The organism is Thioclava sp. ES.031 (genome assembly GCF_002563775.1).
Lineage (GTDB): Bacteria > Pseudomonadota > Alphaproteobacteria > Rhodobacterales > Rhodobacteraceae > Thioclava.
Window position 1 is genome coordinate 2,306,042 of sequence record NZ_PDJO01000001.1, and the last position, 14,035, is coordinate 2,320,076.

Consider the following 14,035-nt stretch of genomic DNA (forward strand, 5'->3'; position numbering starts at 1 on the left):
TACCGCTATTCTCTTTGCGCCTCACTCCGCGGTCGGCACTTTCAGGAATTTCGCGTTCGGGATTAGCGAGGGAAGATCGGTCGCGGTCGCGACCTCGCGCAGCTTCTGGGCCGCGCGATCCACATGCAGGGACGCGGTGCGATCCGCCGCGGGATTGCCGGGCTCGATCCGGTCGTAGATCGCCGTCCGCAGCACCTCGCCCGCCGATGCGAGCCGATCGCGCGCGCCTTCGGGATCGTGCAGATACAAAAGCCCGCCCGTCACGAGGATCGTGTGGGTCAGCGCGAAGTGCAGGATCGAAAACAGCCGCATGGCAGGGCCTCGTCAGGGTTGCTTGCCCGGACAGGATTCCCTGTAAAAACGGCGATTTTGAGGCTCGTTTCGCGCGCCCCGCCGCGCTCAGCGCTTGCGCGCAGGTGCAGGCGCCACCGCATCGGCGGCCACTGCATTGCGTGCGCCCAAGGGACGCGGCGCGCCGACGGCGCTGTCCTGCGCGGTCTGATGTTCGGCCTCGGAATTGATCTCGGCCCCCAGAAGCACCGCCGTCGTCGAGAGCCAGATCCACATCATCAGCACCACTACCGCGCCGATCGAGCCATAGGTGCTCGAGTAATTCGCGAAGTTCGAGGTGTAGAAAGAGAACCCCGCCGAGACGATCAGCAGCAGGATCGACGCCACGATCGCCCCCGGCACCACCCAGATCCAGCGCGGCGCGTTGCGTGCGGGCGCGAAGCGATAGAGCAGCATCAGCATCCCCATCAGCACCAGCGCCATCACCGGCCAGCGCCCCCAGCGCAGCACCGCATCCAGCGCCCCGCCCATCGGGATGTAATCGAGCATCACGGGCAGCACCGCCGCCACGAGGATCAGCGCGCAGACCATGACGATCCCGGTGATCGTCATGCCCAGCCCGAAGGCGTTGAGCCGTACGAAGCTGCGTCGCTCCTTCTCGCCATAGGCCACGTTGAGCGCACCGATCATCGCCTTCGCGCCGCCATTGGCCGACCAGAGCGCCAGAAGGACGCCGAAGATCGAAGCGAGGCCGAGCGCGTTGGAACTGGACCCGATCAGTTGCTCCAATTGGGTGCGGATCAGGCTCAGCGCCTCGGGCGGGATGACGTTCTTGAGCGCATCGAGGTCTTGCAGCATGGTCTGGCGGTCCGCGAAAATGCCGTAGATCGAGACGGTTGCGGTCAGCGCGGGGAAGAGCGCGAGCAATGCGTAGAAGGTGACGCCTGCGGCGACCGCCAGAACCCGGTCCTCGTCGATCTGGCCGTAAGCGCGCTTGGCGATGGCCTTCCAGCCCGCGCGGGGGATCTCGAACGGGCTTTCCGCCTGACGTCCCAGCGCGCGGTCGGCGGGCCGGTCGTAGCGGTCGGTGCGGGTCGCGGGCACATGGCGGGCGCTGCGGCCTTCGGTCGGGCCGTGGATCGCGGCCTGCCGATCGTCCTGATAGCGCCGCCACATGAGATAGACGCCGAAACCCAGAAGCCCCGCCTGCACAAGCCGGTCGCGTCGGCTCGATGCGTCGTCGCGTGGGCCCTGCCCCGATCGTTTCGTCATGCGTGTCCCCTGTTTTCAAAGCCCTGAGGGCCATTTAGGGGCCAACGCCGGATTGCGGCACGCGGTTCCGGGGTCTGCGCCGCGCGTCGGGCACCCACTATGTCATTAGACATATTTCGGCAGAACTGCCCCGACAGGCAAGCATGAAAAAACCGCGCCCCGAAAGGCGCGGTTCTCTATCTTTTCGGCTGAAGAACCGACGTGGCCGATCAGGCCTTGTCTTCTTCTTCGGCTGCCGCCTCGGGGGTGGCAACGGGGCCGCCCTCGTCGTCGTCGGAGGTCGCGCCGCCGATATCGTCGAACAGTTCGGCGATCTCGAATTCGGCTGCAGCCTCTTCCTCGGCCGCCACGTCCTGGATCGACTTGCCCGACGCTTGCAGTTCGGCCTCTTCGGGCGAACGTGCGACGTTGAGCTGGATCTCGGCGACGACTTCGGGGTGCAGGTGCACTTCGACGTCATGCAGGCCGAGAACCTTGATCGGCTGGCGGATGATGACCTGCTTGCGGTCGACCGTGAACCCCTGCTCGGAGGCGATGTTCGCCGCGTCGCGGGTGGTGACCGAACCGTAGAGGTTGCCGCCGTCCGAAGCCGAACGGATCACGACGAAGGTCTCGCCGTCGAGCTTCGACGCCAGAGCTTCGGCTTCTTTCTTGGTTTCGAGGTTGCGTGCCTCGAGCTGGGCCTTGCGCTCTTCGAAAGCTTTGATGTTGCCTTCGTTGGCGCGCAGCGCCTTGCCCTGCGGCAGCAGGTAGTTACGGCCGAAGCCGTCCTTGACGGTGACGACGTCACCCATCTGGCCGAGCTTGGCCACGCGTTCGAGAAGGATCACTTCCATCGGTCGGTCTCCTTATTTCACGGCGTAGGGGAGCAGGGCGAGGAAACGGGCGCGCTTGATCGCGCGGGCCAGTTCACGCTGCTTCTTCGCCGAAACGGCGGTGATGCGGGCGGGGACGATCTTGCCGCGCTCAGAGATGTAGCGCTGCAGAAGACGGGTGTCCTTGTAGTCGATCTTCGGCGCGTTCTCACCCGAGAACGGGCAGACCTTACGACGGCGGAAAAACGGTTTTGCCATGGTGTCTACTCCTGTCTACCGATCAACGGCGCTCGCGACGGTTGTCGCGTTCGTCACGTTTCTGCATCTGGACCGAGGGGCCCTCTTCGTGCGCGTCGACCTTGATGGTCAGGACGCGCATCACGTCGTCATGCAGACGAGCCAGACGCTCCATTTCCTGCACGGCCGCCGACGGGGCGTCGGTGCGCAGGTAGGCGTAGTGGCCCTTGCGGTTCTTGTTGATCTTGTAGGCCATGGTCTTCACGCCCCAGTATTCGGAATCGACGACTTTGCCGCCGTTGTCCGACAGGACCGTGGAGAAATGTTCGACAAGGCCTTCGGCCTGCGCGTTGGACAGATCCTGACGCGCGATGAGGACATGCTCGTAAAGCGGCATGCGAACTCCTGTATTTCGAGGCGGCTTCAAAGTTGGGCGTCTGACACTTCCGCAACCCAACACGAGAGGCTCCGCCGGTTCATAGCAAACGCGGAAGATGCGGCCTTATACGGGATGCGCGTCCGGATGCAAGGAAAAATCAGGGTGCCGAAGGGGCGATTGCGCCCTGCCCTCAAAGGCTCGGCCCAGCTCGACCCGACCCGGTCAGTCGAGCTGACCTGCGGCGAGGATCGGACCGGGCAGCGGGCCATGTTCGCTCGGGCGGGTCTCCTGCACGATCACCACGGCGGGCGCGTCCCCGTCGAGATCGACCGAGAGCGTCACCGGCGCGCGCCCGTCCCATTCGGCGATGCCGGTCAGGCTGGTGACGATGTTCTTGTAGGTCACCGTGCGCCCGGCATTCTCGCCGCGCAGGATGTCGACCGTGGCGGAGGGCTTGTAGCGCACGAGCTGCACCATCGCGGGCGTCTCCAGCTTATCGACCGGGCTCAGCGCGATCTCGTAATGATCGCCCTTCCCCGTGACCTTCAGATCGACCTCGGGATGGGCGTCGCTCTCGCGTGCGATGGCGGCATCGAGCGCCGCTTCCTGCGGCCCGATCAGGGCCTCGCGGCCCGCGATGATCATCTGCGGGGTGTAGACCGTGCGCTCGCCCGCGGCGATCGCGTAGGATTTCTGGCGGGCGGAAAACTCAGGTTTTCCAAAGGGATCCTTCCAGCCGAGGTAGTCCCAGTAATCGACATGCAGCGCCAGCGCGATCACATCGTCCCGATCCGTGAGCTCCTTCAAGAGCGCATCCGCCGGCGGGCAGGACGAGCAGCCCTGCGAGGTATAAAGCTCGACCACGACCGGGTCGTGTTCGCCTTCGGTGTCGGGATCGGGCGCCACGGGGTTCGGCTTCGCGGGGGTGTCGGATTTCTCGGAGGCCATCTGGTCGAGAAGCGCTTCGGACGCATTGAGACGCATCCCGGGCGGCGCGTCGGCTGCCCCTTGGGCAGACGCAAATTCCGCAAAGCTTACCAGCCCTGCGGCGAAAGCAGCTCCCATCGCGGTCAAACGTCCTGCGCGCACTCGAAAAACACTCCTCACTTCGCCGTCTTTATACCTAGCGTTTCTGCTCTGACCATGCCTAATCAATGTTTTGAGAGATTTCTTTCTGTCCGGGCGCGCGAAACGATATATGTCCAACGTATAAGGCCCAAGCGCGGTTCAACATGACGCAGGGTCGCTCCAGTCGCGCGTTTTTGTGTGCAATGGTATACTAAAAATGTCCCGACCCTCTTGAACGGATCGCGCGCTTGGGGCAAACACACGCCAGCGACACCCTTAGGACCCTTGAAGGGAGGCCATTCTCATGCCCATCGTTACCGGTAAGGATACCGCGAAGACCCGCCGCGAACTCAGCGTCGGCTCGAAGACCTATGCTTATTACTCGATCCCCGCCGCCACCGAGGCTGGCCTGGGTGATTTCTCGAAGCTGCCCGCCTCGCTGAAGGTGGTTCTGGAGAACCTTCTGCGGTTCGAGGATAACGGCTTCACAATCTCGACCGACGACATCAAAGCCTTCGGCGAATGGGCCGAGCAAGGCGGCAAGAACCCGCGCGAGATCGCCTACCGCCCCGCCCGCGTGCTGATGCAGGACTTCACCGGCGTTCCGGCCGTGGTCGACCTCGCCGCGATGCGTGACGGCATCAAGGGTCTTGGCGGCGACGCACAGAAGATCAACCCGCTCGTGCCCGTCGACCTCGTGATCGACCACTCGGTGATGATCGACGAATTCGGCAACCCGCGCGCGTTCCAGATGAACGTCGACCGCGAATACGAGCGCAACATCGAGCGCTACAAGTTCCTCAAGTGGGGCCAAACCGCGTTCGAGAACTTCCGCGTGGTTCCGCCGGGCACCGGCATCTGCCACCAGGTGAACCTCGAATATCTCGCACAGACCGTCTGGACCGACAAGGATCAGGACGGCACCGAAGTCGCCTACCCCGACACGCTCGTGGGCACCGACAGCCACACCACCATGGTCAACGGCGCGGCCGTTCTCGGCTGGGGTGTGGGCGGTATCGAAGCTGAAGCCGGCATGCTCGGCCAGCCGATCTCGATGCTGATTCCGGAAGTCGTGGGCTTCAAGCTGACCGGCTCCATGGTCGAAGGCACCACCGGCACCGACCTCGTGCTGAAAGTCGTCGAAATGCTCCGCGCCCATGGCGTGGTCGGCAAGTTCGTCGAATTCTACGGCGACGGCCTCGACAACCTGCCGCTGGCTCAGCGCGCGACCATCGCCAACATGGCGCCCGAATACGGCGCGACCTGTGGCTTCTTCCCGGTCGATGACGAGACCCTGCGCTATCTCGAGCAGACGGGCCGCGACAAGGACCGCATCGCGCTGGTCGAAGCCTATGCCAAGGAAAACGGCATGTGGCGCGACGCGGATTACGCGCCGGTCTACTCGTCGACGCTCGAGCTGGACATGAACACCATCGTTCCGGCGATCTCGGGCCCCAAACGCCCGCAGGACTATGTCGCGCTGACCAAAGCCGCCGACGCCTTCGAGAACGTCGTGGCCGACTATCGCGGCATCGACATCTCGGAAGACGCCAAGGACATGGCCGACGAAGGCCCGATCGCAACCAAGTCGGTCACCATCGGCAAGACCGCCAAGGTCGAAGGCGAGGATTACGAGCTGCGCGACGGCTCGGTGGTGATCGCCTCGATCACGTCCTGCACCAACACCTCGAACCCCTACGTGCTGATCGGCGCGGGTCTCGTGGCGCGCAAGGCGCGCGAACTGGGCCTGAACCGCAAGCCCTGGGTGAAGACCTCGCTGGCCCCTGGCTCGCAGGTCGTGTCGGAATATCTGGAAGCCGCTGGCCTTCAGGAAGACCTCGACGCGGTGGGCTTCAACCTCGTGGGTTACGGCTGCACCACCTGTATCGGTAACTCGGGTCCGCTCCAGCCGGAAATCTCGAAGGCGATCAACGACAACGACCTGATCGCGACCTCGGTGCTCTCGGGCAACCGGAACTTCGAAGGCCGGATCTCGCCCGACGTGCGCGCCAACTACCTCGCGTCCCCGCCCCTCGTGGTGGCCTACGCGCTGGCCGGCGACATGAACATCGACCTGTCGAGCGACCCGATCGCGCAGACGCCGGACGGCAAGGACGTCTACCTGAAAGACATCTGGCCCTCGGACAAAGAGATCGCCGATCTCGTCGAGAAGGTCGTCACCCGCGAGAAGTTCATCGAGAAATACGCCGACGTCTTCAAAGGCGACGAGAAGTGGCAGGGCGTGGAAGTCGAAGGCGGCGAAACTTATGACTGGCCGCCGCAGTCGACCTACATCCAGAACCCGCCCTACTTCAAAGGCATGTCGCCGGAAGCTGGCACGATCTCGAACATCAAGGACGCGGGCATCCTCGCCGTGCTGGGCGATTTCGTGACCACCGACCACATCTCGCCGGCGGGTTCGTTCAAGCCCGACACCCCGGCCGGGAAATACCTGGTCGAGCGTCAGGTCGCGCCGAAGGACTTCAACAGCTACGGTTCGCGCCGCGGCAACCACGAAGTCATGATGCGCGGCACCTTCGCCAACATCCGCATCAAGAACGAGATGCTGGACGGCGTCGAGGGCGGCTTCACCAAGGGCCCCGACGGCGAGCAGACCTCGATCTTCGACGCGGCGATGGCCTATGAGAAAGCCGGCAAGCCGCTGGTGATCTTCGGTGGCGAGCAATACGGCGCAGGCTCCTCGCGCGACTGGGCGGCGAAGGGCACCAACCTGCTCGGCGTCAAGGCCGTGATCGCGGAGAGCTTCGAGCGTATCCACCGCTCCAACCTCGTCGGCTTCGGCGTGATCCCCTTCGAGTTCACCGAAGGCCAGACCCGCAAGGATCTGAACCTGACCGGTGAGGAAGAGGTCTCGATCGAAGGTCTCGAAGGCGAAATCAAGCCGCAGTCGATCGTGCCCTGCACCATCACCTACAAGGACGGCACCACGAAGGAGATCAAGCTCAAGAGCCGGATCGATACCGCGGTGGAGATCGAATACCTCAAGAACGGCGGCGTGCTGCACTACGTGCTGCGCAACCTCGCCAAAGCCTGAGGCTGACGGTCACGAGATTGGAGAAGGCCCCGCGAGCGCGGGGCCTTTTTCGTTGCGGGTCAGCCGATTGCGAGCCGCCCGGGCGGCCAGCCCGGGCCGCGCCCGACCTCCCCCCGGGAGGGCGCGACTGCACTGCACCACTGAGACTAGGCCGTCGGGGCGATGGAGAAATAAAGTTCCCTCGCCCACATCTCGCGAGCGCCCACCCGAGGTCGGGCGCGGCCCTCAGCGCGCGATTCCCGCCATTCGCCCGGCCTGTGCTATACTCGGCCTCTCACAAGGGAGGACGACGCGATGAACAGACGCGAGATGTTGGCCCTGACAGTCGGGGCGATGACAGTGGGAGGTGCGTTGGGAGGCGTGCGGCCCGTGCAGGCCGAGGCGGTGATGGGCGATGGCGGGCTCTATCAGCAGCCCTTCTTCCACGAAGGCTTTCTCGATCTGGGAGAGGATCTTCAGGAGGCCGCCGATCAGGGCAAGGGGCTTCTGGTGCTCTTCGAGCAGCGCGGCTGCCCCTATTGCCGCGAGATGCATCTGGTGAATTTCGCCAAGCCCGAAATCACCGGGCTGATCGAGAAGAGCTACATGGTCGTGCAGCTCGATCTCTGGGGTGCGCGCGAGGTCACCGATTTCGACGGCGAGGCGCTGGAGGAACGCGCGCTGGCGCAGAAATGGGCGGTGAACTTCACGCCGACGCAGGTGCTGATCCCGGCCGCGAGCGCAGGGGCGCAATCCGTGCGCGAGGCCGAAGCCTTCAGAATGCCGGGCTATTTCAAGCCCTTCCACCATCTGTCAGGGCTCGAATACGTGGCCAGCGGCGCTTATGCCGATCAGCCATTCCAGCGCTTCTTGCAGGACAAGTTCTCGGAACTCAGCGCGAAGGGCATCGACCCGGACGTCTGGTAAGGCCCAAATGAAAACGGCCCGCGCGATTGCACGGGCCGTCTCAAACCGTCACACGGGCTCAGCTTACGCGAGCGCGAGGTTACCTGCCGACTGGCGGCCGTCACGGCCGGTTTCCAGATCGTAGGTCACTTTCTGACCGTCATCGAGACGCTGGATGCCAGCGCGCTCAACGGCGGAGATGTGAAGGAAGATGTCTTTGCCGCCATCGTTCGGTGCGATGAAGCCATAACCCTTGGTGCTATTGAACCATTTCACGGTGCCTTCGGCCATCGTGAGTCTCCTATTAAATTATGCTGCCTGCGAAATGCGTCAGCTCGGCGTAGTCAGTTCTTGAAAGCAAACTGAAGCCGTAAGGAGACAGTGCATCTGGGAATCAAACGTAGCGAGAGAAGACATAAGGCGAACGGGCCCTAATTGCAATGATCAAAGCATCTGAGGGGGTTGCACGGCGCCGCGATCGACGCAATTCGGCGCCCTCCCGCCGGGCTGTGAAAACATGCAAAAAATATACGAGATTTCGGACCTTTGCCCGCCTCGCCCGCGTTACCTCCAATGAACAGGCGAGATCTTCGACCACTGAAGACGCAGGAGGACCCTCATGACAGCAGCCCCGCTCGGCCCCGGCCAGCTCAACGCAATCGACCATGGCGGCTCGGGTCGGCCCGTGGTCCTGATCCACGGCTGGCCGCTCTCGGGCAAGGCGTGGGAAAAGCAAGTCCCCGCCCTGATCGCTGCCGGTCACCGCGTCATCACCTATGATCGTCGCGGCTTCGGTCTCGCCGAAAAACCCACCGAAGGCTTCGATTACGACACGCTCGCCGCCGATCTCGATGCGATCCTCACCGCGATGGATCTGCATGACGTGACGCTTGTGGGCTTCTCGATGGGCGGCGGCGAGGTCGCGCGCTACATCCGCAACCACGGCGAGGACCGGCTGCGCGCCGCCGTCTTCGCCTCCGCCGTGACGCCCTGCCTGATGCAGAGCGAGAACAATCCCGACGGCCCACTGACCAAGGAGGCCGCAGCCGAGATGGAACAGGGGCTGCGCGACGGGCGCGATGCGTTCTTCCCGCAATTCGTCGAGAGTTTCTATAGCGTCGATGGCGATCTCAAGGCCTCTGCCGAGGACTGCGAACAGGCGGTGACTCTGTGCCACCAGTCCGACCAGAGCGCAGCGCTTGGCTGCATGGAGGCGTTCGGCACCACCGATTTTCGCGAGGATCTGGAGGCGGTGCGCGTGCCCGTTCTGGTGATCCACGGCGACAGCGACGCGATCGTGCCGCTCGAAGGCTCCGGCGCGCTGACCTACAAGGCGATCCCCGACAGCCAGCTCTTCATCATCAAGGGCGCGCCACATGGCTGCAACGTGACCCATTCGGATGAGTTCAACATCGCGCTGCTCGAGTTCCTGAAGTAACGCCACCCGCTTTCCCGGCCTGCGATCCCTTGCGGGCCGGATTTCTCTTGCCTACTATGTTCATGCTTTGTTTCCACCTGACCCGCTGCCGAACCGATGACCACGCCCCACCCGTTCCCCCTGCGCGAAGGCCGCACCCATGAGGTCTGCGGCATCGGCGCCACAAGCTTCGCCTGTGCGGTCTGCGCCAGCACCACGGGGCCGATCCTCTGGGTGAACGAACGCCATCGCCGCGAGGGACTCAATCCGCGCGGGCTGGTGAGCTTCTTCGACCCGGCGCGGCTTCTGCTGGCGCGCGGCAAGGATCAGACCGACACGCTCGCGGTGATGGAAGAGGCGCTGCGCGACGGCTCGGTGCCGCTGGTGATCGGGGAATTGCCGCGCGAGATCGGGCTGACGGCCGGGCGGCGGCTGCAACTGGCCGCCAAGGAGGGCCGCGCGACGGGGCTGTGCCTGATCCTGCCCGATGGCGGCTCGAACGCGGCGGAGACGCGCTGGCACGCGATGCCCGTCTACGACAAGCTGCTGCGCGAGGGGGTGGACTCGCCCCGGCTGCGCTGGCGGCAGCTGAAGAACAAATCCGGCCCCTGCCGCGCCTGGGAGGTGGAGTGGAACGCGAAGACCCGCGCGCCCGAGATCCTCTCGGTCAATGACTGCGCACCCTCGAGCGTGCCGGTGTAGACCCGCGGCTCAGAGGTCGAGCTTATCCTCGATCGCGCCGATCTGAGCGACGGGATCGACGGGCCACTGGCTGATATTCTGCAAGCCGCGATCCTCAAGCACCTCGCTGCCCGGATGATCCGCCAGCCACGCCTCGATCTGCGCATCCCGCGCGCGCAGAAGGGCCGCGAATTGCGGACGGTAGAGCGTGACCATTCCGCTCAGCCACAGGTTCACCGCCCAGTTCGGATGCGCCAGTTCGATCGCGAAATGATCGAGCAGCCGGATCATGTCCTCGGCGCGGTAGAGGCATTCATCCGTGACCCAGCGATTGGTGGTAAAAATGCGGATCGCCCGGCCCTTCGCATCCACGCTGATCGCGCCGATATGGACGAAGCGCGCAGCCGTATCCTCGGGGATCTTCGCACCGGGCAGGTCCCACGGCTCCAGCCCCGGAATGATCCCTTCGGGGCGCATGAACAGGTGGAAATGCCCGTTCTCCCCCTCGGCCATCTCGCGCGCGTCATGGGCGTGGTAGAAATAGTGGCAATGCGTCTCGGTATCGAAGACATCGCCCTGCGGATAGCGCGACCAAACAAGGAAATCCCCCTGCCCGCGCAGCACTTCCGAGACGACGCTCATCCCCGATTTCGCCAGCACCGTCTCGCATTCGAGCACGGTCTCGGCCGCGTCATGCATCTCTTCGAGGCGCGCACGCGGCAGCCCCTCGATCCCGGGATTGGCGATGCGCAGCGTGGGCGCGGGCGTCGCCGGGTTGGCGCTGTCGGGTGACATCTCGGAGGGCGTTTCGGGTCGGGTCATCGGTCTCTCCTCATGCGAACGGGGCCAGCCTAGGCGCTGACCCCGTCCTTGTCATCGCGACATCTGCGCTCAGAGCGGCTCCATGCCGAGCATTTCACGCACAGCCGGTTCGCGCGAGGTCTTCAGACCGACCTGACGGCCTTCCTCGATGGCGATCTCGTTCGGCACGCCTTTCGACGCGCGGTAGAGCGCCCACATCGCGCCCACCCGGTTCGAGCTCTCGCAATGCAGCAGGATCGGGTAGTTCGCCGGGTCTTCGACGATCTTCGCGAATTCGGCGACCTGCGCCTCGGTCGGCGCCTTGGTCGGCACGGAGATCTGGATGTAATTCATCCCGGCCTTCTGCACGAGATCGCCCTCGTTCGGCGCACCTTCGTCCGGCTTGAGCAGGCTCACGACGGTCTTGAAGCCGAGCATCTTGAGCATCGGAATGCCCGTCGGGTCGATGAAGCCACCGGTGCCGACATAGGGCGTCGCGCGCAGGTAGTTGTCGACGATCGGGGGCATCTTGTCGCCATAGGGCGCCTGGGTGGCCTTGACGGTGGTGTCATAGGGCCCGCTGGCCATCGGTGCCGCGTCGCTGCCCGCATCCGCAGCCTTGGCCGCCGAGGGCGCGCAGGGGTTCGCCGCAGCCGGTGCGCAAGGGTTGGCGGCCGCCGGAGCGCAGGGGTTGGCCGGCGCACAGGGGTTCGTCACAGCCGGAGCGCAGGGGTTGGTCGCCTGCGCGCTGGAAGTGGCGGGAACGGCGGCGCTCATCGCGACCGCAGTCACCGGCACCATTGCGGCGCGCAGCAGGCTCTTGCGTTTCTTATGCAGTTTCATGGACTTTTTCCTCCCTAGAATTTCGTCCGTATTACAAACCGTTACCCGCGCGCATCTGCCGATGCGGACGTCAGGGCGAACTCGTCGGCCTCGTCATCCGGGGCGCAGACCTCTTCGGCGGTGAACGGACCGCCGCGCGACCGCTCGAGGATCGTGCCGAGGCGGAAGCCCACGGCGGCGATGATGATCAGCGCCAGCAGGATCACCCATTCCGGCAGCCCGAAGAGCTGCGGCAGGGTCTGTGCCGTCGGCCCCTGACCTGCGAGGTAGAAATCCTTGATCGGGTCGAAGACCCACGCGAAGACCGAGGTGCCGAGCACCATGCCGATCGCGAAGACCACCGCGTCGATCCGGCCCGAGGCCACGCCGACCACCGACGTGCCCGGGCAATAGCCGCCCACAGCAAAGCCCGCGCCGATGAAGACACCGCCCAGCAGGATCGCCCAGAAGAAGAGCGTGGGGATGAAGACCGCAGCCGGGCCCATCCAGCCCATCGTCCGCAGCACGTAAAGCCCCACGGCGCAGACGATCACGGCGGTGAACATCACCTTGAAGACCGAGAAGTCGCGCAGGGTGAACTGCCCCGTCAGCTTGCGCGGAGAGCCGAAGCCCGCCGCCTCCAGCGCGTAGCCGAAGAGAATGCCCGACAGGAGGCCCGAGGCTATGCCGCTATCGTAAAGAGGGATGCTCATTGCCAGATCCTCCGCATCATCATCGAGACGGCGAAGCCCGCCGCGAAGAAGCCGATCAGGAAGACGAAGCCCGCCACGGCGAGCGTAGCACTACCCGACAGGCCCAGACCCGAGGTGCAGCCGCGCGCCAGACGCGCGCCGAAGCCCACCAGCGCGCCGCCCAGCAGCGCATAAACGAGGCGATTGCCGCTCGTGGTGCGCGGGCCGCGCTCTACCTTGACCGAAATCCGGCCCGCGCCTTTCGCGCCGAGCCACGCCCCGATCAGGACACCGACCACTTCCCAGGTGATCCAGCTCAGAAGCGGGCTACCCGCCGCCATGAAGGGACCGAAATAGGAATTGTCTGCGGTCGCCTGCGGGGCGACCCAGTCATTGGCCTGTGCCGCGAAGCGGGTCACGAAGCCGGATGCGCCGAGCCCATGCCCGGTCACGACGAAGGTCAACAGCAGAGCCAGGCCGAGCGCGGTGCCGGCGGCGAGCGGTGACCAAAATGCTTTGGGTGCGTCTCTCATGAAAGCCTCCCTTCCTCCCATGATCATATTCATAGGTGATGATACAAATCGCCAAAGCCGTTTCAACTTTTTTCAGCGCCGCGATGCGGCAAATGACATAAACTCGGGAAGCGCCCTGCCCGATCCACCAGAAAAATTACGTAAAGACAAAGCCTTGCCCCAACCCGCCACCGTCTTCACCGCGACGATTGACCGCGACACTCGCTGCCAAACGGCGCAGGAAGGCGCGCCACTCTTTCCCTATTGGAGCTTCACCAAGCCGGTCATCGCGGCGCTCGCGCTGATCCTCGAGGCCGAGGGGCGGCTCGAATTGGACGCGCCGCTCGATCTGCCGGAGCTGCCCGAAGGCTGCACACTCGCCCATCTGCTCGATCACAGCGCGGGCCTGCCCGATTACGGCTCCCTGCCCGCCTATCACGCGGATGTCGCGGCGGGTCGGACGCCCTGGCCGCGCGATCTGCTAGTGACGCGGGTGCTGGCACAGCGTGCGGCTCCCCCACCGGGCGAAGGGTGGAGCTATTCCAACCTCGGCTACATGCTCGCCCGCGAGGTGATCGAAGGCGCGGCGGCGATGGGCCTCGCGGAACTGGTGCAAGAGCGGATCGCGGGGCCGCTGGGGCTGGAGAGTGTCCGGCTCGCCCAAACGCCCGCCGATTTCGCCCCGCTTCACTGGCCCGAGGCGCGCGATTATCACCCCGGCTGGGTCTATCACCGCACGCTGATCGGCACGGCGGGCGATGCCGCGCGGCTGTTGCACGGGCTGGGCGGGCTGCTGCCAGAAGCCGCATTCGCCCGCATGACCGCCTGCCGCGAATTGGGCGGCGCGCTGCCCGACCGCCCCTGGACGCGGCATGGATACGGGCTTGGGCTGATGTGCGGCGACTGGAGCGATTTGCGCGTCTTCGGCCATTCCGGCGCGGGGCCGTTCAGCTCCAACGCCGTCTATCATTGCCCCGAGACAGGCCGCATCGCCGCCGCCTTCACGCATGGCCCCTTCGAGGGCCCGGCCGAACAGGCCGTCTTCAAGCTCGTAGCGGGGCGGTGAGGGCTGCGCCCGACCCTGGGTGGGCGCATGCGCTCCCTAGGT

Annotated in this window: 16 protein-coding genes; 5 read left to right on the forward strand and 11 right to left on the reverse strand. The window is 64.8% G+C overall.

Features of this window, described 5'->3' with window-relative positions; all coding sequences use genetic code 11:
• Positions 1 to 21 precede the first annotated feature (21 nt).
• The 6 genes from AXZ77_RS11015 to AXZ77_RS11040 all read right to left on the reverse strand — a co-directional run bounded on the left by AXZ77_RS11015 (position 22) and on the right by AXZ77_RS11040 (position 4,059).
• Entirely contained in the window at positions 22 to 312 is a 291-nt protein-coding gene (locus AXZ77_RS11015) for a hypothetical protein (RefSeq protein ID WP_078520921.1), read from the reverse strand.
• An 87-nt stretch (positions 313 to 399) separates the two neighbouring features.
• Complete coding sequence (locus AXZ77_RS11020; protein ID WP_098411191.1) at positions 400 to 1,563, reverse strand: YihY/virulence factor BrkB family protein; 1,164 nt, start codon at positions 1,561 to 1,563, stop codon at positions 400 to 402.
• 209 nt (positions 1,564 to 1,772) lie between these two features.
• The gene (gene rplI / locus AXZ77_RS11025; RefSeq protein WP_098411192.1) at positions 1,773 to 2,399 is read right to left on the reverse strand and encodes a 50S ribosomal protein L9; all 627 of its coding nucleotides are present in this window, start codon (positions 2,397 to 2,399) and stop codon (positions 1,773 to 1,775) included.
• Between the two features lie 12 nt (positions 2,400 to 2,411).
• The gene (gene rpsR, locus AXZ77_RS11030) at positions 2,412 to 2,636 is read right to left on the reverse strand and encodes a 30S ribosomal protein S18 (RefSeq protein WP_038073027.1); all 225 of its coding nucleotides are present in this window, start codon (positions 2,634 to 2,636) and stop codon (positions 2,412 to 2,414) included.
• A gap of 22 nt (positions 2,637 to 2,658) precedes the next feature.
• The gene (gene rpsF, locus AXZ77_RS11035; RefSeq protein WP_098411193.1) at positions 2,659 to 3,012 is read right to left on the reverse strand and encodes a 30S ribosomal protein S6; all 354 of its coding nucleotides are present in this window, start codon (positions 3,010 to 3,012) and stop codon (positions 2,659 to 2,661) included.
• A gap of 204 nt (positions 3,013 to 3,216) precedes the next feature.
• Positions 3,217 to 4,059, reverse strand: a complete 843-nt coding sequence (locus AXZ77_RS11040) for a thioredoxin family protein (protein ID WP_255266475.1) — start codon at positions 4,057 to 4,059, stop codon at positions 3,217 to 3,219.
• 307 nt (positions 4,060 to 4,366) lie between these two features.
• Between AXZ77_RS11040 and acnA the strand changes: the two genes are divergently transcribed.
• A complete protein-coding gene (gene acnA, locus AXZ77_RS11045; RefSeq protein WP_098411194.1) occupies positions 4,367 to 7,117 on the forward strand; it encodes an aconitate hydratase AcnA in 2,751 nt (916 codons plus the stop codon).
• A 294-nt stretch (positions 7,118 to 7,411) separates the two neighbouring features.
• Complete coding sequence (locus tag AXZ77_RS11050; RefSeq protein ID WP_098411195.1) at positions 7,412 to 8,023, forward strand: thioredoxin family protein; 612 nt, start codon at positions 7,412 to 7,414, stop codon at positions 8,021 to 8,023.
• Between the two features lie 63 nt (positions 8,024 to 8,086).
• Here AXZ77_RS11050 and AXZ77_RS11055 read toward each other — a convergent pair whose 3' ends face one another.
• Complete coding sequence (locus AXZ77_RS11055) at positions 8,087 to 8,293, reverse strand: cold-shock protein (RefSeq protein WP_075775053.1); 207 nt, start codon at positions 8,291 to 8,293, stop codon at positions 8,087 to 8,089.
• A 328-nt stretch (positions 8,294 to 8,621) separates the two neighbouring features.
• Between AXZ77_RS11055 and AXZ77_RS11060 the strand changes: the two genes are divergently transcribed.
• Together AXZ77_RS11060 and AXZ77_RS11065 are read left to right on the forward strand one after the other, a co-directional pair.
• Positions 8,622 to 9,440, forward strand: coding sequence for an alpha/beta fold hydrolase (locus AXZ77_RS11060; RefSeq protein ID WP_098411196.1), 819 nt, complete (start codon positions 8,622 to 8,624; stop codon positions 9,438 to 9,440).
• 96 nt (positions 9,441 to 9,536) lie between these two features.
• Positions 9,537 to 10,121 (forward strand): ImuA family protein, encoded by a 585-nt coding sequence (locus AXZ77_RS11065; protein ID WP_078520929.1) that lies wholly within the window; start codon positions 9,537 to 9,539, stop codon positions 10,119 to 10,121.
• 9 nt (positions 10,122 to 10,130) lie between these two features.
• Here AXZ77_RS11065 and AXZ77_RS11070 read toward each other — a convergent pair whose 3' ends face one another.
• The 4 genes from AXZ77_RS11070 to AXZ77_RS11085 all read right to left on the reverse strand — a co-directional run bounded on the left by AXZ77_RS11070 (position 10,131) and on the right by AXZ77_RS11085 (position 12,948).
• Complete coding sequence (locus AXZ77_RS11070) at positions 10,131 to 10,922, reverse strand: hypothetical protein (protein WP_098411197.1); 792 nt, start codon at positions 10,920 to 10,922, stop codon at positions 10,131 to 10,133.
• 69 nt (positions 10,923 to 10,991) lie between these two features.
• A complete protein-coding gene (locus AXZ77_RS11075) occupies positions 10,992 to 11,744 on the reverse strand; it encodes a sulfur transferase domain-containing protein (RefSeq protein ID WP_083077371.1) in 753 nt (250 codons plus the stop codon).
• A 41-nt stretch (positions 11,745 to 11,785) separates the two neighbouring features.
• Positions 11,786 to 12,436, reverse strand: coding sequence for a DUF6691 family protein (locus tag AXZ77_RS11080; RefSeq protein WP_078540567.1), 651 nt, complete (start codon positions 12,434 to 12,436; stop codon positions 11,786 to 11,788).
• On the reverse strand, positions 12,433 to 12,948 hold the full coding sequence (locus AXZ77_RS11085) for a YeeE/YedE thiosulfate transporter family protein (protein ID WP_078540566.1): 516 nt from the start codon (positions 12,946 to 12,948) through the stop codon (positions 12,433 to 12,435). The genes AXZ77_RS11080 and AXZ77_RS11085 overlap by 4 nt, the downstream gene beginning before the upstream one ends.
• A gap of 154 nt (positions 12,949 to 13,102) precedes the next feature.
• Here AXZ77_RS11085 and AXZ77_RS11090 point away from each other — a divergent pair, with 154 nt between their 5' ends.
• On the forward strand, positions 13,103 to 13,993 hold the full coding sequence (locus tag AXZ77_RS11090) for a serine hydrolase (RefSeq protein WP_255266476.1): 891 nt from the start codon (positions 13,103 to 13,105) through the stop codon (positions 13,991 to 13,993).
• The last annotated feature ends 42 nt before the right edge of the window (positions 13,994 to 14,035 follow it).